Source organism: Methylobacterium sp. WL9 (assembly GCF_008040035.1).
Classification (GTDB): Bacteria; Pseudomonadota; Alphaproteobacteria; order Rhizobiales; family Beijerinckiaceae; genus Methylobacterium; species Methylobacterium thuringiense.
In genome coordinates, this window is sequence record NZ_VRVE01000076.1 from 1 (window position 1) to 21,450 (window position 21,450).

18 protein-coding genes are annotated in these 21,450 nt (G+C 69.3%); 12 read left to right on the forward strand and 6 right to left on the reverse strand.

Annotated elements, in window-relative coordinates:
• Both FV217_RS17830 and FV217_RS17835 read right to left on the reverse strand, forming a co-directional pair.
• Positions 1–600: hypothetical protein (locus FV217_RS17830; protein ID WP_147818519.1), on the reverse strand; the 600-nt coding region annotated here is incomplete at its 3' end.
• Between the two features lie 57 nt (positions 601–657).
• A complete protein-coding gene (locus FV217_RS17835) occupies positions 658–1,137 on the reverse strand; it encodes an invasion associated locus B family protein (protein WP_238232361.1) in 480 nt (159 codons plus the stop codon).
• 408 nt (positions 1,138–1,545) lie between these two features.
• Here FV217_RS17835 and oxlT point away from each other — a divergent pair, with 408 nt between their 5' ends.
• The 4 genes from oxlT to FV217_RS17855 all read left to right on the forward strand — a co-directional run bounded on the left by oxlT (position 1,546) and on the right by FV217_RS17855 (position 6,321).
• Positions 1,546–2,844 carry an oxalate/formate MFS antiporter gene (gene oxlT, locus FV217_RS17840; protein ID WP_147818520.1) on the forward strand — a complete coding sequence of 433 codons (1,299 nt, stop codon included), beginning with the start codon at positions 1,546–1,548 and terminating at the stop codon, positions 2,842–2,844.
• 3 nt (positions 2,845–2,847) lie between these two features.
• Positions 2,848–3,612, forward strand: coding sequence for a fumarylacetoacetate hydrolase family protein (locus FV217_RS17845; protein ID WP_147818521.1), 765 nt, complete (start codon positions 2,848–2,850; stop codon positions 3,610–3,612).
• Between the two features lie 135 nt (positions 3,613–3,747).
• Positions 3,748–4,755, forward strand: coding sequence for a 2-dehydropantoate 2-reductase (locus FV217_RS17850; RefSeq protein ID WP_147818522.1), 1,008 nt, complete (start codon positions 3,748–3,750; stop codon positions 4,753–4,755).
• A 36-nt stretch (positions 4,756–4,791) separates the two neighbouring features.
• The gene (locus tag FV217_RS17855; RefSeq protein ID WP_147818523.1) at positions 4,792–6,321 is read left to right on the forward strand and encodes an acyl--CoA ligase; all 1,530 of its coding nucleotides are present in this window, start codon (positions 4,792–4,794) and stop codon (positions 6,319–6,321) included.
• Between the two features lie 28 nt (positions 6,322–6,349).
• Here the strand turns inward: FV217_RS17855 and FV217_RS17860 are convergent, their stop codons facing one another.
• Positions 6,350–7,507, reverse strand: a complete 1,158-nt coding sequence (locus FV217_RS17860) for a histidine kinase dimerization/phosphoacceptor domain -containing protein (RefSeq protein ID WP_147818524.1) — start codon at positions 7,505–7,507, stop codon at positions 6,350–6,352.
• A gap of 310 nt (positions 7,508–7,817) precedes the next feature.
• On the opposite strand from FV217_RS17860, the gene FV217_RS17865 reads away from it, so the two are divergent.
• Positions 7,818–8,126: a hypothetical protein gene (locus tag FV217_RS17865; RefSeq protein WP_147818525.1), complete on the forward strand. Its 309-nt coding sequence runs from the start codon at positions 7,818–7,820 to the stop codon at positions 8,124–8,126.
• A gap of 4 nt (positions 8,127–8,130) precedes the next feature.
• Here FV217_RS17865 and FV217_RS17870 read toward each other — a convergent pair whose 3' ends face one another.
• The gene (locus FV217_RS17870) at positions 8,131–9,981 is read right to left on the reverse strand and encodes a KUP/HAK/KT family potassium transporter (protein WP_147818534.1); all 1,851 of its coding nucleotides are present in this window, start codon (positions 9,979–9,981) and stop codon (positions 8,131–8,133) included.
• A 246-nt stretch (positions 9,982–10,227) separates the two neighbouring features.
• Here FV217_RS17870 and FV217_RS17875 point away from each other — a divergent pair, with 246 nt between their 5' ends.
• Entirely contained in the window at positions 10,228–11,151 is a 924-nt protein-coding gene (locus tag FV217_RS17875) for an alpha/beta fold hydrolase (protein WP_147818526.1), read from the forward strand.
• A gap of 13 nt (positions 11,152–11,164) precedes the next feature.
• Here the strand turns inward: FV217_RS17875 and FV217_RS17880 are convergent, their stop codons facing one another.
• Positions 11,165–12,739: a GMC family oxidoreductase gene (locus tag FV217_RS17880; protein ID WP_147818527.1), complete on the reverse strand. Its 1,575-nt coding sequence runs from the start codon at positions 12,737–12,739 to the stop codon at positions 11,165–11,167.
• 137 nt (positions 12,740–12,876) lie between these two features.
• Between FV217_RS17880 and FV217_RS23490 the strand changes: the two genes are divergently transcribed.
• The 5 genes from FV217_RS23490 (at position 12,877) to FV217_RS17910 (ending at position 20,496) form a co-directional block, all read left to right on the forward strand.
• Positions 12,877–13,806 carry a hypothetical protein gene (locus tag FV217_RS23490; RefSeq protein WP_238232286.1) on the forward strand — a complete coding sequence of 310 codons (930 nt, stop codon included), beginning with the start codon at positions 12,877–12,879 and terminating at the stop codon, positions 13,804–13,806.
• Complete coding sequence (locus tag FV217_RS17895) at positions 13,806–14,711, forward strand: SMP-30/gluconolactonase/LRE family protein (RefSeq protein ID WP_147818528.1); 906 nt, start codon at positions 13,806–13,808, stop codon at positions 14,709–14,711. Before FV217_RS23490 ends, FV217_RS17895 begins: the two co-directional genes overlap by 1 nt.
• A complete protein-coding gene (locus FV217_RS17900; protein ID WP_187272618.1) occupies positions 14,708–15,628 on the forward strand; it encodes a VOC family protein in 921 nt (306 codons plus the stop codon). The genes FV217_RS17895 and FV217_RS17900 overlap by 4 nt, the downstream gene beginning before the upstream one ends.
• 116 nt (positions 15,629–15,744) lie before the next feature.
• Entirely contained in the window at positions 15,745–17,013 is a 1,269-nt protein-coding gene (locus tag FV217_RS17905) for a DNA repair exonuclease (RefSeq protein ID WP_147818530.1), read from the forward strand.
• Positions 17,014–17,016: 3 nt separating this feature from the next.
• Entirely contained in the window at positions 17,017–20,496 is a 3,480-nt protein-coding gene (locus tag FV217_RS17910) for an AAA family ATPase (protein ID WP_147818531.1), read from the forward strand.
• A gap of 6 nt (positions 20,497–20,502) precedes the next feature.
• On the opposite strand, the gene FV217_RS17915 is transcribed toward FV217_RS17910, so the two are convergent.
• Entirely contained in the window at positions 20,503–20,754 is a 252-nt protein-coding gene (locus FV217_RS17915) for a hypothetical protein (protein WP_147818532.1), read from the reverse strand.
• Positions 20,755–21,009: 255 nt separating this feature from the next.
• On the opposite strand from FV217_RS17915, the gene FV217_RS17920 reads away from it, so the two are divergent.
• Positions 21,010–21,450, forward strand: a 441-nt coding sequence (locus FV217_RS17920) for a LamB/YcsF family protein (RefSeq protein ID WP_187272619.1), incomplete at its 3' end; no start/stop codon positions are given.

Genomic DNA, 21,450 nt, shown 5'->3' on the forward strand with positions numbered 1-21,450 from the left:
GGCGGCGCTTCGGGCCGGTGCCTTGGGGCGGGGGGGCGTACCGGCGAGCGCCACCTCGATGTCGTAGCCGACTGCCATGTCGGCGGGCACGAGGAGCTCGTCCGCCACCACGGAGGTCTGCCCCTGCGCTGCGCCGGCCGGGATCGCGATCGCGACCCGGCGGGTCTGCGAGGCGACGACCCTGTCGTTGTACTTGAGTGAAACCGTGAGCGGCGCCTCGAAGGTGCCCGGCGCGCCGGCCGGCCCGAGGAGCGCCCGGACCTGCACGCCGACCCGGACTCCGACGGCACCGCCCGCACGCACCGTGCATTCGCGGCTCATCTGGCCGAAGGTGAGCTGGTGGCGAAGACGGCTGTTGTCGCCGGCCGCCCCGGCGAAGGCCTGCATGGCGGCCCCGCCGTCCCGCACGTCGATCTGCGGGCAATAGGCCTCTTCGGGGTCCTGCAGCTTCGGCCCGCTGAGGCTCGGCACCTCGCCACCGCTGCTCGTCCCGACACCGCCGAACATGTTCTTGAAGAAGCTGCCCGATTCCGCCTGCGCGGCACCGATGCCGGTGAGCGCGAGCGCGAGCGATGCCGCCGCCTGACCCCGTTTCCGCATGGTACCCGTTCCGATTCGTCCCACGTCCAGCGCCAGTGGCACCGAAATCGGACGAATTTATTTCATCGACTCGAAGCCGGTGTCGAAGCCCTTGAGCGAGAGCGGGATCCCGACCCCCTCCTCCGGCGTCTGGAAGACGATGAAGGTTGCCTGCTTGCCCGCCTTGAAGGTGCGCAGCAGCCCGTCGTCCATCACCACTTCGGCGACGCAGCCCGTGGTGAGGCAGCGCACGAAGCCGGCGCGGCCGATGTCGTTGTTGTCGATCTTCAGGCCGAGCCCCGAGGGCAGCAGCACGCCGAGCGGGGCGACCACGCGCAGCAGGTAGCCGCGGTTGTCGGCGGTCTTGAGCACGATGACGACGAGGGTGAGGTTCGGCCGGTCCTCGGCGGCGACGTACTGCACCAGCGCGCATTGCTCGGACTTGGCCCCGGCCGGCGTCTCGCAGCGCAGCTGCCAATCGTCGAAGCTCTTGCGGACCTCGCCCTGCGCCAGGGCCGTGCCCGGCAGCGCGGCACCGAGGATGAAAGCCAGAGCCAGGAGCAGACCCGGCAGATGGCGGACCAAGGCAGGCCCACCCGCCCGTCGCAACCTCATGCTCAGCCTCACGCGCCGTTCCTCGCCCGCACCGTTGCACTCGTGCGGACCGCCTGGGCGACCGCGAAAAGCCAGGGTGTTCCGACCATGGCGGGCCGCCGCCTGTCAAGCGACGCCCCGCTCCGGGAACGCCCCGCGATGCCAGGGACTTGGTCCGGTGGCCGCCAGCGGCTTCGCCTGCCGATGCCGCAGTGCAGTTCAAATTTTTTAGAGGCTAGTGCCAAATATTTTGCGGCGAGCGCTGCGATCTGCCCATGGTCAAGGCAGTTGTATTCAAAATGCACCCAACTAGAAGCGTGGATGCAAAGTGTAAGCGCACGCACAAGAAAACGCAGACCGAGGATTGCGACTATGGCCCTGCAAGCCGCCGACCCCATACCCGGCGCCTATTCCGCCTCCGTGGCGGATGCTCCGCCCTTCGGCCGCTGGGGTCAGCTCGTTCTCGGCGTGATCTGCATGGTGATGATCGCCAACCTCCAATACGGCTGGACCTTCTTCGTCCCCGACATCCAGAAGAAGTTCGGCTTCGACCGGGCCGCGATCCAGTGGGCCTTCACCCTGTTCGTGCTGTTCGAGACCTGGCTCGTGCCGGTCGAGGGCTGGTTCGTCGACAAGTACGGCCCGAAGGTCGTGGTGCTGTTCGGCGGCCTGCTCTGCGGCATCGGCTGGGTGATCAACTCCTACGCCGAGACGCTGAACATGTTCTATCTCGGCCAGGTCGTGGCCGGCATCGGCGCGGGCGCGGTCTACGGCACCTGCGTCGGCAGCGCGCTGAAGTGGTTTCCAGACAAGCGCGGGCTGGCCGCCGGCATCACCGCCGCCGGCTTCGGTGCCGGGTCGGCGCTGACCGTCGCCCCGATCCAGTGGATGATCTCCGAGCAGGGCTTCCAGTCCGCGTTCTTCTATTTCGGCATCGGCCAGGGCCTGATCGTCTGCGTGCTCGCCGTGTTCCTCGCCTCCCCGAAGAAGGGTCAGGTTCAGCGGGCGGTTGCCAATGCCAGCGTCATCCAGACCCGGCGCAACTACACCCCGGGCGAGGTCGCCCGACAGCCGATCTTCTGGCTGATGTACCTGATGTTCGTCATCGTCGGCGCCGGCGGCCTGATGATCACCGCCAACCTGAAGCCGATCGCGGCCGATATCGGCGTCGACAAGATCCCCGTGACCATCCTCGGGCTGACCATGGTGGCGATCACCTTCGCCGCGACGATCGACCGGGTGCTCAACGGCCTGACGCGTCCGTTCTTCGGCTGGGTCTCCGACAGGATCGGCCGCGAGAACACGATGTTCATCGCCTTCGCGATGGAAGGCGCCGGCATCTTCATGCTCTACCTCTGGGGTCACGACCCGCTCTGGTTCGTGCTGCTCTCGGGCTTCGTGTTCTTCGCCTGGGGCGAGATCTACTCGCTGTTCCCCTCGACCTGCACCGACACCTTCGGCTCCAAGTTCGCCGCGACGAATGCCGGGCTGCTCTACACCGCCAAGGGCACGGCGGCCCTGCTCGTGCCGGCCGCGAACTACCTGCAGCAGAGCACGGGCAGCTGGGACGGCGTGTTTCTCGTCGCCGCCGGCGCCAACATCCTGGCATCGCTGCTGGCCATCGCGGTGCTCAAGCCCTGGCGGGCCCGCGTGATCGCCCGGAGCGCCTGAGGTATGGCCCTCTGGATCCGGTACACACAAGACGGCCGGGACGGCTTCGGCCGTCTCGACGGCGACCGCATCGCCGTCTTCACGGGCGAACTGTTCGGCGACCCGGCGCCGACCGGCGAGACGGTGGACCTCGCCGAGGTCACGGTCGCCCTGCCCTGCCGCCCCTCGAAGCTGATCGCGCTCTGGAACAACTTCCATGCGATGGCGGAGAAGCAGGAGCTGGCGCGTCCGGAGGCGCCGCTGTTCCTGCTGAAGCCGGCCAACACCTATCGCCCCTCGGGCGCGGTGATCGCGGTGCCGGAGGCGGCCGGCCGGGCGATGTACGAGGGCGAACTCGGCATCGTCATCGGCAAGCCGGCGCGCGACCTCGACGAGACCGAGGCCGCGTCTCACATCTTCGGCTACACCTGCATCAACGACGTCACGGCCCCATCCATCCTCAAGGCGGATGCGAGCTTTACCCAATGGTGCCGTGCCAAGGGCCTCGACGGGTTCGGCCCGTTCGGCCCGGTCATCGCCACCGGCCTCGATCCGGCGACCCTGACGGTGCGCACCCTGGTGAACGGGCGCGAGCGCCAGAACTACCCGGTCTCGGACATGATCTTTTCGCCCGCGCGGCTGGTCTCGCTGCTGTCGCAGGGCATGACGTTGGAGCCCGGCGACGTGATCGCCTGCGGCACCTCGAACGGCGTCGGGCCGATCCCGAAGGGCGGGACCGTCGAGGTCGTAATCGAGGGCATCGGAACGTTGTCGAACCGCTTCGAGTAGACGAACGGCCGGGTGCCCGGCAGGCCGATCGAACATAGAATCATCACGCGACCTCCGGGTCGCGGCACGAGCAGGCACCGGCGGCGCGACGGACGCGGCGGGCGCCTCGGTCAGGACCCAGAAACGGACTGAAGCATGAGCATCGCGATCGTCGGCGCCGGAGCCATCGGCGGCTATCTCGGGGTCAGGCTGGCGGAAGCCGGCGAGGACGTCACCTTCATCGCCCGCAGCAATGCGGACGCGATCGCCAGCGACGGCCTGCGGCTGATCGAGGAGGACGGCACCGTTCTCCACGCCAAGTCGGTCAAGGCCGTGAAGTCCATGGAGCAGGCCGGGCCGCACGACATCGTGCTGCTCACGGTCAAGGCGCATCAGGTCGGGCCGATCGCGGCCGATCTCAAGCACCTGATCGGTCCCGACACCCTGGTCGTGACCATGCAGAACGGCATTCCGTGGTGGTACTTCTCCGGCGGCTACGGCGGGCAGTACGCGGGCACGCAACTCGAGACCGCCGATCCGGGCGGCGTCATCGCGGCGCATCTCGATCCGCGCCAGGTGATCGGCTCCGTGGTCTATCCGGCGGCCGTGCTGACCGATCCCGGCACCGTGACGGTGATCGAGGGCAACCGCTTCGGCCTCGGCGAACTCGACGGCACCAAGTCCGAGCGCGCGCTCGACCTGTCGCGCCGCCTGACCAAGGCCGGCTTCAAGGCCCCGGTGACCGGCGACATCCGCGCCGAGATCTGGCTCAAGCTCTGGGGCAACCTGAGCTTCAACCCGATCTCCGCGCTCAGTCACGCGACACTGGAAGACATCTGCCGCTTCCCCGACACGCGCGAACTCGCCACCGCGATGATGAAGGAGGCGGAAAAAATCGCGAACACGCTCGGCATCACCTTCAAAGTCGGCATCGACAAGCGCATTGCCGGTGCCGAGAAGGTCGGCGCGCACAAGACCTCGATGTTGCAGGACGTCGAGGCCGGCCGGCCGATCGAGCTGGAGGCGCTCGTCGGCTCGGTGATCGAACTCGGCCGGCTGATCGACGTGCCGACGCCGCATATCGGCAGCGTCTACGCGCTGATGCGGCTGCTGTCGCAGAGCCTGGAGACGGCCAACGGCCGCCTCGCCATCGCCAAAGCCTGATTCGTCTTCGATATTTCAGCCGTTAGGAACACCGACGTGGCCGACGCAACCACCCTTCACGCCCTGATCCGGACCGGCGCCGACGACGCCACCGCGTTGTCGAGCCCCGGCGGCGTGCCGCTGTCCTTCAAGGCGCTGCGCGCGCTGGCCGAGCGCACCGTCGCGGAGCTGAACGCGCAAGGAATCGGCCGCGGCGACCGGGTGGCGATCGTGCTGCCGAACGGCCCGGAGATGGCGACCGCCTTCATCGCGGTCGCCGCCGGCTGCACCTCGGCGCCCCTGAATCCGTCCTACAAGGCGGACGAGTTCGAGTTCTACCTGAACGACCTCAACGCGCGGCTGCTGATCGTCACCGAGGGCAGCGAGTCGCCGGCCGTCGCCATCGCGGAAAAGCTCGGCGTCGCCGTCGCCCGCCTGACCCCGACGCCGGACCAGGGCGCGGGCAGCTTTTCGCTGTCATTCGCCACTGAGGGACCGGGCCCGACCGAGAACGGTGGCACGGCGCAACCCGAAGACATCGCGCTGGTGCTGCACACCTCGGGCACCACGTCGCGTCCGAAGATCGTGCCGCTGAAGCAGTCGAACGTCTGCGCCTCGGCCCGCAACATTCGCAACGCGCTGGCCTTCACCGCGGAGGATCGCGGCCTCAACATCATGCCGCTGTTCCACATCCACGGTCTGATCGCGGGCATTCTGGCCCCGCTCTCGGCGGGCGGTCAGGTCTCGTGCACGCCGGGCTTCAACGCGCTCAAGTTCTTCGGCTGGATGGGTGAGGTGAAGCCGACCTGGTACACCGGCGTCCCGACCATGCATCAGGCGATCCTCGGCCGCGCCGCGCGCAACAAGGAGGTGATCGAGTCGACGCCGTTGCGCTTCATCCGCTCGTCGTCCTCGTCCCTGCCGCCGCAGGTCATGAACGAGTTGGAGGCGACCTTCGGCGCCCCGGTGATCGAGGCCTACGGCATGACCGAGGCCGCCCACCAGATGGCCTCGAACCCGCTGCCGCCGAAAGCCCACCATGCCGGCTCGGTCGGTCTGGCGGCAGGCCCCGAGATCGCCATCGTCGACCTCGCGGGCGAGCCGTTGCCGGCCGGCGAGACCGGCGAGATCGTGATCCGCGGCGACAACGTCATGGCGGGCTACGAGAACAACGAGAAGGCCAATGCAGAGGCCTTCACCCGCCAGGGTTGGTTCCGCACCGGCGACCAGGGCGTGCTGACACCCGAGGGCTACCTCTCGATCACCGGTCGCCTCAAGGAGATCATCAACCGCGGCGGCGAGAAGATCTCGCCGCGCGAGGTCGACGAGATCCTGATGGACCACCCGGCCGTGTCGCAATGCGTGACCTTCGCCATGCCGCACGACAAGCTGGGCGAGGACGTCGCCGCCGCGATCGTGCTGCGCGAGGGTGTCACCGCCGTCGAGAAGGACATCCGCAGCTTCGCCTCCGAGCGTCTCGCGGCGTTCAAGGTGCCGGCCCGGATCGTGATCCTCGACGAGATCCCCAAGGGCGCCACCGGCAAGCTGCAGCGGATCGGGCTGGCGGAGAAGCTCGGGCTGGTGTGAGGGCGGCGCACCGCCCTCGCGGCCGGCCTCACCCCCGCGGCATCATCCGCAACTCGAACCGCGCGCCCTTGCCCGGCACCACGCTCAGCGTCCCCTCCAGCTGCCGGGCGAGGTTGTTGACGATGCGCATGCCGAGGCTCTTGCGAGCGGTGGCCGGGTCGAAGCCCTCGGGCAGGCCCACGCCGTCGTCGGCGATGGCGACGAGGAGGCCGCCGTCGGCGGCCGCGGATGCCTCGACACGGATCTCGCCCAAGGCATCCGCCGCGTCCGCCGGGTAGGCGTACTTGATCGCATTGGTCACGAGCTCGTTCACGAACAGCCCGAGCGGCACGGCGAGGTCGGCGGAAAGCGCGAGGGTTTCGGCGCGGCAGACGAGTTTGTGCGGGCCGGCGCTGACCTGGAGGCTCGCACAGAGCGCTTCGAGAAAGGCGGCGAGGTCGATCGTCGTCACGTCGGGCTGGCGCCAGAGTTGATCGTGGACCTGGGCAATCGCCTCAACGCGGCTCTGGGCGTCGGCCAGCGCCCGCTTCACGTCCTCGTTCTCGGTGCCGCGCCCCTGTAGGGACAACAGCCCGGCGACGACGGCGAGGCTGTTCTTGACGCGGTGGCTCATCTCGCGCGTGAGCAGGTCCTGACGCTCCAGCGCCGCCTTGAGCCGCGCCTCCGCGCGCTGCCGCTCGATGGCCCCGCCGACGAGGTTGGCGAACCCCTGCATGAAGGCGATGTCGGCCTCGCCGAAAACGCCCTCGCGGGTGTCGTCGACCTCCAGCACGCCGTAATGGCCGTCGCGGTTGGAGATCAGCACGTTGATGGCGCGTCGCACGCCGTGCGCGGCCATCAGCTCGGGCGTGCGGAAGCGGGTCTCGTTCTCCAGGTGGTTCGAGATCACCGGCCGGCCGGTCTTCATAGCGAAGCCCGCGGGCGAGGCGAGATCGGCCCCGACGATCGCCTTGCCGACCACGTCCGCGCCCCAGCCCACGCCCGCGCAGACCATCAGGCAATCCTGAGCCTGATGGTATTCGAGCGCCTTGCAGAACTCGGCCTTCATGCCCTCGGCACAGAGTTCGGTCGCCCGCTGCAACAGCGGTAGGAGTTCCGTGGCGCGTAGGGCCTCGACGCCGAAATCGGAGAGGATCGCCTGCTGGCGCAGGCGGATCGCCAGCGCCTGCGGGATGGTGTCGGTCATGCTGGGGGTCGCTCCCGGCCGGACGTTGGATCGCACGTCCCGGTCTTCACAGCCGCGTTGACAACGCACTGGGGCAAAGGTGCGGCGCCTTGACGGTAGGTGACGGGCTTCATGGATGGATTCGCCATCGGCCATTCGCGTGGCATGCGCGAAAGAAGAATAAGATAAGATTAAATCACTACCAGCACAGACATCACCAGACCTTGAACCGTTTTGCTTTGCGGAGAAAAAACTCTACATCCGGGCTTGTTGGGATCTCCGCGTAAAAATATGGGATCTTCAAGAAAAGCATCCGGGAGGTTTTTGCACCATGCGTCTCAAGACTGTCCTGCCGCTCGCCGTTGCCCTCGTCCTTCCGATTCCTGCGAAGGCGCTGACGATGAGCGATCCGCTGACCGCCTGGGCCAAGGCCCCGGCGATGGACCGCATGCAGCTCGCCACGCGCTTCGGGAAGTCGTTCATCGCGCTCAACGAGAGCTTCACGACCGGCTACTTCCTCAAGTGCATCGACGACATCTCGGTCTATGGCGGCGCCAAGGATGCCAAGATCGAGGACGCGATGCGCGAATGCATCGCCTCGCAGCAGCGCCTGAAGGCCAATACCTTCGACGACGAGTGAGGTTTCAGATCTCGATCTCGGTGCCGACCTCGACCACCTGGCGGGCGGGAATGCAGAAATGCGCGCCGGAGCGCTCGGCGTTGCGCTTCAGGAAGGCGAACAGACCCTCGCGCCAGACGGACATGCCGGGATGGTCGGCCGAGGGAATCACAACCTCGTGGCCGACGAAATAGGTCATGTCCTCGAGGAACGCGCCCGGAAACAGGCCGCTCGCCACGGCGCAGCGCAGGCCCTCGGGAATCGAGGCCGATTGCATGAAGCCGTAGCGAAGGGTCACGCGGATGATGTCGTCCGTGATCCGCGTGACCTCGGCCCGGTCCTTCGTGGCGATCACCGGGTCCTCCTCGTAGAGCACCGTGACGATCAGGACCCGCTGGTGCAGGGCGTGACTGCGCTCGACGAGCCGGACCATCGGCAGGGGGATGCCGTGGATGCCGGCCGAGAGGAAGGCCGAGGTGCCGGGCAGGGTGATCGGCGGGTTGGCCTTGAGCGCGGCGAGAAACGCCTCCTCCGGCTGACGCAGCGTCTTGCGCTTCTGCTCCAGCAGGCGGTTGCCGGTCATCCAGGTCAGCATCAGGAAGGCGACGGTGAAGGCGAGCACCAGCGGAAACCAGCCGCCCTCGAACAGCTTCACGCTGTTGGCCGAGAGGAAGACGAGGTCGATGACGAGGAAGGCCCCGTTGAGCGCGAAGACGGCGATGGGGTTGTAGCCCCATTTGAGCGCGACGAGCGCCGCCAGCAGCGTGGTGATCGCCATCAGCGCCGAGACCGCGATGCCGTAGGCGCCGGCCAGCGCGTCGGACGAGCCGAAGATCAGCACCGCGGCGATGGTGGCCAGCGCCAGCAGCCAGTTCACCGCCGGAACGTAGATCTGGCCACGCTCCTCGCTCGCCGTGTGGACGACGCGCATCGGCGGCATGAAGCCGAGCTGGATCGCCTGCTGCGTCAGGGAGAAGACGCCGGAGATCACCGCCTGCGAGGCGATCACGGCGGCGAGCGTCGCCAGCCCGATCAGCGGGTAGTGCGCCCAGGCCGGCGCGAGGCGATAGAACGGGCTCTCGATGGCGTCCGGCTCGACGATGAGCAGCGCGCCCTGCCCGAAATAATGGATCACCAGCGCCGGCAGCACGAGGCAGAACCAGGCCTTGCGGATCGCCGAGGCGCCGAAATGCCCGAGATCGGCATACATCGCCTCGCCGCCGGTGACGGCCAGGAAGGCCGCGCCCATCATGGCGAAGCTGACGTACCAGCCGGCATGGGTCACGAACTCCACCGCCTTCAGCGGGTTGGCCGCGGACAGGATCTGCGGGGCATGGACGATGCCGCCGACGCCCATGAGGGCAAGCACCACGAACCAGACCAGCATCACCGGCCCGAAGACCTGCCCGATCACGGCGACGCCCTTGCGCTGGACGGCGAAGACGCCGACCAGGATCGCGAGGGTGATCGGCACGACGAAGCGCGACAGCCCCGGCGCCTCGACCTTCAGGCCCTCGATGGCCGAGAGTACCGAGATCGCCGGTGTGATCGCGCCGTCGCCGTAGAGCAGGGCCGCGCCGACGAGGCCGACGGTGAGGAGCAAGGCCTGCCGTGTCCTGGCTTCGGCGTGCCGCGCGCCGAGCAGCGCCAGCATCGCGACGATGCCGCCCTCGCCCCGGTTGTCCGCGCGCAGGATCAGCACCGCGTATTTCAGCGAGACGATCAGGATCAGCGCCCACAGGATCAGCGAGACCGCGCCGGTGGCCGCCATCGGCACCGGAGCGCCGCCGGCCGTGGCGGCCCTGACCGCCTCCTTGAAGGCGTAGAGCGGGCTGGTGCCGATATCGCCGTAGACGACGCCGAGCGCCCCGAGCATCAGGGCCGGTCCCGCGCCGTGGCGCGCCGCCCCGGGCTTGCGGGGGATGGCGGGGGTGTCGAGAACCGGCGCGGCAGCTTGGCTCACCAGACGGCTCCGATCGTAGGCGTGGGTCTGTCGGATCGAGGTAGCCGAACCGGGGCCGGCGTCCAGGGTGACGGATCGACTATCCCCTTCGGATCACAGGCTCGTGTCGGATTGCCGTGGTAGGAGTGGCGCCGCAGGCTTGAGGCTCGAGGACACCGCATGAAGTTCGCTCTGGTGATCCTGTCGCTCGGCCTCGCGGCGGCGCTGATCGCGGGCGGGATCTGGCTCTACACGCCGGACAAAGCGCGTCCCGATCTCGAAGCCCGCTATTCCGATGCGCTGACGGACTTCGTCGCGGTCGCGGGCGTCCGGCTGCATGTCCGGGACAGCGGGCCGCGCGACGCGCCGGCAATCGTGATGCTGCACGGCTTCGGATCGAGTCTGCACACCTGGGAGCCCTGGGCCGAGGCCCTGTCGGCCGACCATCGCGTGATCCGATTCGATCTGCCGGGCGCCGGCCTGACCGGCCCCGATCCGACCGGCGACTATTCCGACCGCCGCAGCCTGGAGGTGCTGACCGGGCTGATGGACCGGCTCGGGGTCGCGCGGGCGAGCCTGATCGGAAACTCGATCGGCGGACGCATCGCCTGGAGATTCGCTGCCGAGAGCCCGGCGCGGGTCGAAAAACTCGTGCTGATCTCGCCCGACGGCTTCGCCGCTCCCGGAGCCGGCTACGGAAAGGTACCGGAGGTTCCGGCCTCGTTCCGGCTGCTGCGCTTCATCCTGCCCACGCCCTTCGTGCGGATGAGCCTCGCGCCGGCCTACGCCGACCCCGCCCGCCTAACAGACGATGTCGTGGCCCGCTACCGCGACCTGATGCTGGCGCCGGGGGTACGCGACGCCATGATCGCCCGCATGGAGCAGGCGGTCCTCGCCGATCCCGACCCGCTGCTACGCCGGATCCAGGCCCCGACCCTGCTGCTCTGGGGCGAAAAGGACGGCATGATCCCCATCGCCAACGCGGCCGACTACCTGAGCCGCATCCCCGGCAGCCGGCTCGTAGCCCTGCCGGGCCTCGGGCACGTGCCGCAGGAGGAGGCGCCCGCGGTGTCGCTGGAGCCGGTGCGCGACTTCCTGAAGTGAGCGGAGACCGCCGCTAGCCGAGCCGCCCGGCGATGTGATCGCCGACCCTCAAGGCATTGGCGATGATGGTCAGGGTCGGATTCACCGCGCCGATCGACGGAAAAAAGCTCGCGTCGGTGACGTAGAGGTTGTCGATCCCGTGCGCCCGGCAGTCGAGGTCGAGCACGGAGGTGGCCGGGTCCTCGCCGAAGCGGAGCGTTCCGGCCTGATGCGCCGTACCGCCGATCGGCACGTCCTTGCCGAGATAGAGCGACCGGTCGAACAGGTGCGGGTGGATGTCGAGTTTTTCGCACAACTCCCGCAGCTTCTGCTTCAGCCGGTGATGCCCTTCCATGTTGGTCTCCGTGAGATCCAGGCGCACGTTGCCGTCGACGTAGTGGATCCGGTTGCCCGGCAGCGGCAGATCCTCGGAGGTCAGCCAGAAATCGAGCGAGTGCTTGGCGATCCAGTCGAACGGCTTTTCGGGAAACCATTGCAGGAAACCCGGCAGGCCTTCGCCGTGGATCTGCACGCCGTCCGACTTGCCGACCATCTGGATGTGGCCGAGGGGAAAGTCGAAGTCGCTGTCGGGATCGGTGAAGTAGTAGTCGTTGAGGCCGAGCGTCTTCTGGAACTTGGTCGGGTTCGGTGTCTTCGAGACGGCGAGCACCGTCGCGTTGTTGTGGCGCATGTAGTTGCGACCGACCTGGCCCGAGGCGTTGGCGAGCCCCTGCGGATGCGCGTCCGAGGCGGAGCGCAGCATCAGCAGCGCCGAGGACAGCGCCCCGCAGGCCGCCACGACGATGTCGCCGGAATAGGTTTCGGTCGTCTCGCCGCGCTTCACCTCAATACCGGTGACCGTGCGCCCGGCCGGGTCGGTGACGAGCCGCTCGACATAGGAATTCGTCATCAGGGTGAGGTTGTCGTGCGCCTTGAGCGCCGGATCGACGCAGATCACCTGCGAATCCGCCTTGCCGTTGGTGAGGCAGGGATAGCCGTCGAAGGCGTCGCAGCGGATGCAGGCCGAGTGCGGCAGCGGCTTGCCGTCGCGTTCGTCGAGGATCACGCCGACCGGCAGGTGGAACGGCCTGCGGCCCTCGCGCTTGAGGCCGTCGAACAGCTCCTGGATGCGCGGTTCGTGACTCACCGGCGGGTGGGCATAGGGCTTCGATGCCGGCGGCTCGGTGGGGTCCTCGCCGCGCAGGCCGTGGACCTGATAGAGTTCTTCCGCCGCCTGATAATACGGTTCGAACACGTCGTATTTCAGCGGCCATTCCGGCGAGACGCCGTCCGGATGACGCACGTCGTAGAAGTCCTTCTCGCGCAAGCGGAGGAGGACGGCGCCGTAGACCTTCGAGTTGCCGCCGACATAGTAGTGCAGGCCCGGATGGAATTCGCGCCCGTCGGCGCCGAGCCAGGTTTCCTTCGCCTGATAGCGCGCGTCGACGAAGACGGCCTGGCTGTCCCAGTTCTCGCGCTCGCGGGGCAGGTATTCGCCGCGCTCCAGCAGCAGCACGCGCTTGCCGGTCTGCGCCAGCCGCCACGCCATGGTGCCGCCGCCGGGGCCGGAGCCGATGATGACGACGTCGTAGTGACGCTCGCTTGCCATGGACCGTCTCTCGCTTCCGGTCTTGCCGATATGATCACGATGCCGCGCCGCTGTTCGCAGCCGTCGCCGCGAAACTTTCGAACGGTTCGAGGCTTCTCGCAGCGCAGCATCAACTCGTTGCGAGGGGGAAAAGGTTCATGGCCGGTCTCAGCATCGTGATCGCCTTCAGCGTGCGGCTGCTACTGGTGGCGCTGTTCCTGCCCTTCAGCGCGCTCGACAAGATCGTGAACTTCCGCGGCGCGGTGGGGCAAGCCAGCCAGATCACCGCCTCGAAGGCGCTGGCGACCGGGCTGATCCTCGCTGGCCTCACCGTCGAGATCGTGATGTCGCTGGGCATCCTCACCGGCATCGCGGACCGCGCCGCCGGCTTCGTGCTCGCCGGCTATTGCGGCGTCACGGCGCTGCTCTGGAAGCAATTCTGGAAGCCCGGCGATTTCTGGGCCGGCGGCAAGGGTCGCGAGCTGTTCTGGGATTTTTTGAAGAACTTCGCCCTGGCCGGCGGGTTTCTGCTCGTCACCTTCGGCACGACGGCCGGATCGGTCGGCGCCTTCTTCGCCGATCCGTTCGCCTCCTCGCGCCCCTACGATAGTCAGCGAACCCAGCAGACAGGCCGCACCGTGAGCGATCAGGACAAGCCGAACATTCCCTACTGGCATCTCTGGACCGACAGGGACGGCGTCAGCCGCCACACCCGCTGCGTGATGACCGAGTTCGACAAGAAGTCGATGAGCCCGCCGGCCTCACCGCAATGGCAGGGCCAGAAGACGCATGACGGCGCCACCGTGTTCGTCACCGTGCAACCCGTGGGATGGACCGGCGACTGGCACGAGAACCCGAAGCCCCAGTGGATCATCCCGCTCTCCGGCCGCTGGTTCGTCGAGGCGATGGACGGCAGCCGGGTCGAGATGGGTCCAGGCGAGATCTCCTTCGGCGAGGACCAGAACACCAAGGAGCGGGACGGCCGGAAGGGCCATTATTCCGGCACCGTCGGCGACGAGCCGGCCGTGCTGATGATCGTTCAGTACGACAAGCCGCCGACCATCGACGCGGCCTGCCGCTTCAAGTGATGGACAACGTCGAGGTCCATGACGAGCGCTTTGCCGGCTACATCCTCGAGAACGCGCTGCTGGAGGAGCTGGGCTCCGGCTTCCGCTGGATCGAGGGGCCGGTCTGGATGGGCGATGCCGGCTGCCTGCTGTTCCAGGACCTGCCGCGCGACCGCACCATGCGCTGGATCGAGGACGAGGGTTTCTCGGTCTATCGCGCGCCCTCGGACTACACCAACGGACAGACCCGCGACCGGCAGGGCCGGCTGATCGCCTGTTCGCATCGCGGCCGCTGCCTCCATCGGACCGAACTCGACGGCACGGTCACGACCCTCGTCACGCATCACGACGGCCGGCGGCTCAACGCGCCGAACGACGTGGCGGTGAAGTCCGACGGCACGATCTGGTTCTCGGACCCGGTCTACGGCATCTCGAACGATTACGAGGGCGGCCGCCAAGTCTCCGAGCAGCCGCCCGCCCTCTACCGCTTCGATCCCGAAACGAACGAGATTACGGTCGCGGCCGGCGATTTCGACGGTCCGAACGGCCTCGCCTTCTCGCCGGACGAAAGCCGGCTCTACGTCTCCGAGACCGGCGACCAGACCCATGCGAACCCGCGCCAACACATCCGCGTCTTCGATGTCGGGGCCGACGGGTGCACGCTCTCGGGCGGCGATATCTTCCATAAGATCGAGCCCGGTTACTGCGACGGGATGTGCGTCGACGAGGACGGCAACGTCTGGTCGAGCGCTGCCGACGGCGTGCATTGCCTGAGCCCGGAGGGCCGGCTTCTCGGCAAGATCCTGATTCCTGACCGGGTGTCGAACCTCTGCTTCGGCGGCCCCATGAAGAACCGGCTCTTCATCGGCGGATCCCACACACTCTATGCGATCTTCCTCGATCGCCGAGGCGTACAATGGCCGTGAGCGTCGAGAGGATCGCCCGCATCGGCCTGAACGCCGCCGACCCCGACCGGCTGGCGGCGTTCTACGAAGCCGCCTTCGGATTTTTGCGCGAGGGAGACGTGGAGTGGGCGGCGGAACCGGCCTCGCGGCTGTTCGGCATGGCCGTCGCGCGGGCGCGGGTGGTGAGCTTGCGGCTCGACGAGCAACGCGTCGACCTCGTCGGGCTGATCCCGCAGGGCGCGCCCTATCCCGGCGACGTGCCCGGCTGGAGCTCGCTCTTCCAGCACTTCGCGATGATCGTCCCAGACATGGAGGCGGCATACGCACGGCTCTCACGGGTGCCCGGCTGGCAGCCGATCTCGCAGGGCGGGCCGCAGCGCCTGCCCGAGGCGTCCGGCGGCGTGACGGCCTTCAAGTTTCGAGACCCCGAAGGCCATCCCCTCGAACTGCTCGCGTTTCCGCCCGGCGGAGCCCCCGAAATCTGGCGCCCGACCTCCGAAAGAACCTGTCTCGGCATCGACCATTCGGCGATTTCGGTCGCCGACACCGCGCGCAGCATCGCCTTCTACGAAAGCCTCGGCTTCCGGGTCTCGTCGCGCTCGCACAATCTGGGGCCGGAGCAGGCCCGGCTCGACGGGATCGAACGGCCGGACGTCGCCGTCACCGGCCTGAGCCTGCCGGGCGGAGCGCCGCCGCATCTCGAACTGCTCTGCTACCGCACGGAGATGGACAGGGCGCAGACCGGGATGCGCGCCGTGGACGATGTCGCGACGCGCCTCGTGTTGGCCGTGACGGATGCCGGGACGCTCTCCGAGGCCTGGGAGAGCCTGGCCGCGCACCGCGTCTCCGCCGAGCCCGTCATCTGGCCCGACGGCCGGACCGAAGCGTTGCTGCGCGATCCCGACGGCCACCACCTGCTGCTGACCGCCCCCGCCTGACGGTCCCGGTGGACGGCCGGCATCGCGCGTTGAAACGGCCGACTCCATCGGAGATAATCGCGCCGGTAAAAAACCCGGTGCTCGGACCGGGAGGGCGTTGCGGAGCATCCGGGTCCTTGGCGTATCGTTTTGTCCACGCGGCGGACATCCACCTCGATTCCCCGCTTCGGTCGCTCGCCCTGCGCAACCCCGACCTCGCCGCCCTGGTCGGCGACGCGACCCGTCAGGCGCTGATCGGAATCGTCGACCTCTGCCTCGACGAGCGGGTCGACGCCCTGCTGCTGGCCGGCGATCTCTACGACGGCGAGCAGACCTCGATGAAGACGGCCCGCTTCCTGGCCGACCAGATCCGGCGGCTGCACGCGGCCGGGATCCGGGTCTTCGTGATCCGCGGCAACCACGACGCGCTCTCGAAGATCACCAAGGAACTCGTGTTCCCCGAGACCGTGACGGTCTTCGGCGGACGGGCCGACACCGTCGCGCTCGACAGCGACGGCGGCCATTTCTCCGTCGCGATCCACGGCCTGAGCTTTTCGCAGGCCCACGCCCCCGAGAGCCTGCTGGCCAAGTACCGCCCAGCGGTGGAGGGCGCCGTGAACATCGGCATCCTGCACACCAGCCTCGCGGGCGCGGAGGGCCACGACCTCTACGCACCCTGCAGCCCGGCAGAGCTGCGCGCCACGGGGTTCCGCTACTGGGCCCTCGGCCACATCCACAAGCGTGCGGTGATCGAGGGCGACTGCACGATCGTGATGCCGGGCATGCCCCAGGGCCGTGACATCAACGAGGCCGGCCAAAAATCGGTGACCCTCGTGACGATCGGCGACGACCGCGCGATCCGGGTCGAGGAGCGCCCCATCGGCATCGCGCAGTTCGCGCGCGTCACGGTCGACGCCACCGGCATCGCGGAGTGGAGCGCGCTGATCGGCGCCGTCGGCAGCGCCCTCGAAGCGGCGCGGGCGCGCACGGCCTCGCAGCACCTCGTCGCCCGGCTGCAACTCACCGGCAGCACGCCGCTCGCCTGGCGCATGCGCCGCGACGGCGACCTGCTGAAGGCCGAGGCGGAGGCCCGCGCCGGCCTCGTCGGCGCCTGCTGGATCGAAAAGCTCGAGATCGCCTGCACCCCGCCCGGCGACGCCTCCCCCTCCCCGTCCGACCCGCTGCACGAGCTGCGGCGGCTGATCGACGACGAGGTAATCGATTCCGAGGCCTTCCGGCAGGAGCTTGGCCAGATCGCCGACGAGCTCAAGGGCCAGCTGCCGCCGGAATGCCGCGACAGCTTCGGCGCCGACCAGGCCGCCTACGAGGCCCTGCTCGCGCGGCACGCCCGCGAGGGGACCGACGAAGTTCTGGCGCGGCTGCATGCGCTCGACGCGCGCGGCTGACGCATGCGGCTCAAGCGTCTCGACCTCACCCGCTACGGCAAGTTCACGGACCACGCGATCGACTTCGGCGAGCGGGTCGCGGGCGTGCCGGACCTGCATGTCGTCTACGGCCCCAACGAGGCCGGCAAATCGACGACGCTGGCGGCCTTCCTCGACCTGATTTTTGGGATCGGCGGCCAGAGCCCCTACAATTTCCTGCATCCCTACCCGACCATGCGGATCGGCGGCCTGCTCGATTTCGCCGACGGCCCGCGGGTCTTCGCGCGCCTGAAGCGCCCGCAGAACAGCCTGCTCGACGGCAACGACCAAGCCATCCCCGAAGCGGTGATCCGGGCCGATCTCGGCGGTATCGATCGCGATGCCTACCGCACCATGTTCTCCCTCGACGACGAGACCCTGGAGAAGGGCGGCGAGAGCATCCTGGCCAGCAAGGGCGACCTCGGCGAGCTGCTGTTCTCGGCCGGCGCCGGCCTCGCCGATCTCAGCCGCAACCTGGGCAACCTGCGGGGCGAGGCGGACAAGTTCTACAAGTACCGTGCCCGCGGCGGGACGCTCGCCGACCTCAAGGCCCGCCTCGCCGCCCTGAAGGCCGAGAAGGAAAAATTCGATACCCTCGCCTCGGACTACGCGCGGCTGGTCGCGACCCGCGATCGGGCGGCGGCGCAATACGAGGACGCCATTGCCGAGCGCACCCGCCTGCAGGGCCGTATCGACGCGATCCTGCGCTCGCTGAACGCCCTGCCCCGCCTCGCCGCCCTGCGCTCCACCCGCGAACGGCTCGCCCCGCTGGCCGCGCTGCCGGATGCGCCGGCAGGCTGGGCACAGGAACTTCCGTCGTTACAGAAACAGGAGATCGAACTCGGCATCAAGCTGAAGACGGTCGCGGACGAACTCGCCCGCCTCGGCGCCGAGATCGACGCGGTCGGCATCGACGAGGCGGCCCTGCGGCTGCACGACGACCTCGAATGGCTCGACGGCCTGCGGGCGCGCTACGCCACCGCCGAGATCGACCTGCCCGAACGGCGGATGCAGGTACGGGCGGCGGATCTCGCCATCTCGGCCATCCTCGCCCGCCTCGAACGGCCGGACGAGGCCGACCCGCGCCGGCTGGTGCTCGGCGCCTCGGTCGTCGGCCGGCTGCGCGAGCTGATGGAGGCCCGCGCCGGCCTCGACGCGGCGAGGGCCGCCGCCGTCACCGAGCATGCGGATGCCGGGCGGCGTCTGACGGACGCGACGGACACGCTCGCGGCCTCCGGCGGCACCGAGGCGGGCGCGACGCCGGACAAGGCGATGGCCGCCCTCGCCGCCACCGTGGCGGCCCTGCGCGGCTCGGACCACGCCGCGCGCCAGAAACGCGCCGCGCGCAACCGTGACGCGGAGCAGGCGCGGCTGGCCGACCGGCTTCGCACCCTCGCGCCCTGGCAGGGCGAGGCCGACGCGCTCCTGGCCCTGCGCTGCCCGGAGCCGGCGACGCTGCAGGCCTGGAAGAGCGCGCTGGAGACGCGGCAGGCGGCGGTCGCCCGCCATGCCGCCGAGGTCGAGCGGCTGACGAGCGAGGCCGGCCGCCTCCGGGCCGAGCGCGACGCCATCGCCGACACCACCGGCCTTGTCGGCGATCAGGAGGCCGCCGCGCTGCGCGCCGACCGTGAGCGGGCCTGGGCCGCGCATCGGCGCGATCTCGCCGCCGCCTCGGCCGACGCGTTCGAGGCGGTCCTGCGACAGGACGACATCGTGGCGGCGGGCCGCCTCGGCCACATGGCGGATCTGGCGAGCCTGCATCAGCGCGGACAGGCCCTCGCCGTCGCCGAGGCGGCGCTACACCGGGCGAAAGGGCTTTTCGCGGAAGCCGCGCAGGGACTGCAGGCGTTACGCGACGAAATCGCGAAAAGCGTCCGGGGGATCGCCACTGCGCTCGACCCGGAGACGAATCCGGCGGACCTCGACGGCTGGCTGACGCGGCGGACGACTGCGCTCGCCGCGCGCGAGGCGCTGATCGCGGCGGAAACCGAACTGCGCGATGCCCTCTCCGACGAGGGCGACGCCGTCGAACGGCTCGCCGCCGCTCTGGCCGGCGCGGGCCTCGCCGTCGCGCCGGGGGCCGGGTTCAGCGCGCTCCTGGCCACGGCCCAGGACGCCCTCGACCGCGAGGCGGAGGTCCGGGGCCTCCGGCAGGCCGTCGCGGAGCGCGCGCGCGACCTCGCAGACCGGCGTCGCGCCGTCGCACAGGCCGAGGCGCGGGATGCGGATTGGGCGGCGGCCTGGGCCGAGACCTGCGCCCGCTGCTGGCTCGGCGAGACCGGCACGGCGCCGGATCTCGCGACGGTGCGCGAAATCCTCGCGGCCATCGAAGACCTCACGCCGGCCGTCGACCGCAAGGCGAGCCTGACGGACCGCATCGAGAAGATGACGAAGGACCAGGAGGCGTTTCGCGAGCATGTCGCGGCGCTCGCCGACTTGGTGCGGATCGAGGCCTGCACCCCGGATCCCGTCGATCATGCGCGGCGGATCGCCGAGCGCATCCGCGAGGCCAGGGCCGAACGGGATCGCCACGCCGTGGCGTCGGAGGCCGCCGAGGCGGCGCGGGCGCGCAAGGCCGCGCTCGACGAGACGCTGGCGATCCATGCCGGGCGCAAGGCCGCGATGACCGCGCATTTCGGCGTCGCCACCCTCGACGACGTCGGCGCTCGGCTAGCCGAGGTCGCCCGGCGCGACGAGCTGCGCACGCAGGCCGAGACCGCTGAGCGCGAGATTCTGGACGGCCTGCGGCTCTCTACGATCGCGGAGGCGGAGCGGGTGCTCGACGACGCCGACCGCCCGGCCCTCGACGCGGAATTCGCCGAGCTGAAGGCGCGCTTCGACGACCAGGACCGGCTCTGCCAGGAGCTCTTCGCCCAGCGCAGCGACGCGGTCGGCAAGGTCGAGGCGATCGGCGGGGACGACACGGTCGCGGAGATCGAGGGCAAGCGCCGCACGACGTTGCTCGAGATCGAGGACGGCGCGCTGCGCTACCTGCATCTCCGGGCCGGCACCGCCGCCACCGAGCACGGCCTGCGCGCCTATCGCGAGCACCACCGCAGCGCGATGATGACCCGCGCCTCGGACGCCTTCCGCACCATCAGCCGCGGCGCCTATGCCGGGCTCGCGGCGCAGCCGGGCAAGGACGCCGAGACTCTGATCGCGCTGCCGGCCGGCGGCGGCTCGAAGCAGGCGAGCGAGCTCTCGAAGGGTACGCGCTTCCAGCTCTATCTGGCGCTGCGCGTCGCCGGCTACGACGAGTTCGTGCGGGCGCGCGCCCCGCTGCCCTTCATCGCCGACGACATCATGGAAACCTTCGACGACTTTCGCGCCGAGGAGGCGTTCCGGCTGCTCGCCGAGATGGCCGGCGTCGGACAGGTGGTCTACCTCACCCACCACCGCCACCTCTGCGACGTCGCCCGCAAGATCAGCCCGAACGTGCGGATCCACGAACTGCCGGGCGTTTGAGGCGGATCAGGCGGGCTCCAGGCACCGCGTGTCCGGCAAGGCCCTTGCCTCCCCGAGCGGCCCGGCGCGCAATGCCTCCACCAGCAGCAGGATCTCGTCGGGAAACAGCGCCTCGTGCGCGAGGCCGAAGGCGGTCTCCAGCGCCGGACCGAGGGCGCGGACCAGGGGATGGGCCCGCGGCCCGTCCGGCCCGGGGTCGCGGCCGATCCGGATGAAGCCGGACACGCAATCGATGGCGAAGGCCCGAGAGGCAGGCATGACGTCCTGGAGCGCGCGCAATCCGCAAACCCGCCGAGCCGGGCGCGCCCGGTGGTGGGACCGGGGCTCGTGCGTGGGGCCAAGCTGAGCCATTGCGGTTGAATGGGGCCTGAAGGGCGCGGCCATTCCGGCAGCTACACGCTTCGGCGCCTTCGGCCATCGCGAAGGCCGGCACTATACTCGGGCGTGCCGGTCCTGGCCGGCGGTGTTCGGAACCATGCCGACGGACGGGGCGGCTTCGGAGGACCTGACGGCATGAGCGGCCAGCGCAACATCGACCTCAACGCCGATCTCGGCGAGGGCTTCGGCGCCTGGCGCATGGGCGACGACGCCGCGCTGCTCGCCATCGTCACCTCGGCCAACGTCGCCTGCGGCTTCCATGCCGGCGACCCGGACATCATGGTCGAGACGGCCATGGCGGCAAAGGCCAGGGGCGTCGCCGTCGGCGCACATCCCGGCTTCTTCGACCTTCGCGGCTTCGGCCGGACCCCGATCCGCGAAACTCCGAGACGGATCGAGCGGGACGTCGCCTACCAGATCGGCGCGCTGCAGGCCTGCGCGGCGTTGGCCGGCACGCGGGTGACCTACGTCAAGGCGCATGGGGCGCTGGCGAACCTCGCGAATGCCGAGGACGCGATCGCCGAGGCCATCGCCCGCGCCGTCGCCGGCGTCGACCGCGGCCTCGCCCTCGTGGTG

Excerpts from the sequence above, each read along its gene's own strand:
- oxlT (WP_147818520.1), top strand. The coding sequence starts at position 1,546 with ATGGCCCTGCAAGCCGCCGACCCCATACCCGGCGCCTATTCCGCCTCC.
- FV217_RS17845 (WP_147818521.1), top strand. The coding sequence starts at position 2,848 with ATGGCCCTCTGGATCCGGTACACACAAGACGGCCGGGACGGCTTCGGC.
- FV217_RS17850 (WP_147818522.1), top strand. The coding sequence starts at position 3,748 with ATGAGCATCGCGATCGTCGGCGCCGGAGCCATCGGCGGCTATCTCGGG.
- FV217_RS17860 (WP_147818524.1), bottom strand. The coding sequence starts at position 7,507 with ATGACCGACACCATCCCGCAGGCGCTGGCGATCCGCCTGCGCCAGCAG.
- FV217_RS17865 (WP_147818525.1), top strand. The coding sequence starts at position 7,818 with ATGCGTCTCAAGACTGTCCTGCCGCTCGCCGTTGCCCTCGTCCTTCCG.
- FV217_RS17870 (WP_147818534.1), bottom strand. The coding sequence starts at position 9,981 with ATGCTCGGGGCGCTCGGCGTCGTCTACGGCGATATCGGCACCAGCCCG.
- FV217_RS17875 (WP_147818526.1), top strand. The coding sequence starts at position 10,228 with ATGAAGTTCGCTCTGGTGATCCTGTCGCTCGGCCTCGCGGCGGCGCTG.
- FV217_RS17880 (WP_147818527.1), bottom strand. The coding sequence starts at position 12,739 with ATGGCAAGCGAGCGTCACTACGACGTCGTCATCATCGGCTCCGGCCCC.
- FV217_RS23490 (WP_238232286.1), top strand. The coding sequence starts at position 12,877 with ATGGCCGGTCTCAGCATCGTGATCGCCTTCAGCGTGCGGCTGCTACTG.
- FV217_RS17895 (WP_147818528.1), top strand. The coding sequence starts at position 13,806 with ATGGACAACGTCGAGGTCCATGACGAGCGCTTTGCCGGCTACATCCTC.
- FV217_RS17910 (WP_147818531.1), top strand. The coding sequence starts at position 17,017 with ATGCGGCTCAAGCGTCTCGACCTCACCCGCTACGGCAAGTTCACGGAC.
- FV217_RS17915 (WP_147818532.1), bottom strand. The coding sequence starts at position 20,754 with ATGCCTGCCTCTCGGGCCTTCGCCATCGATTGCGTGTCCGGCTTCATC.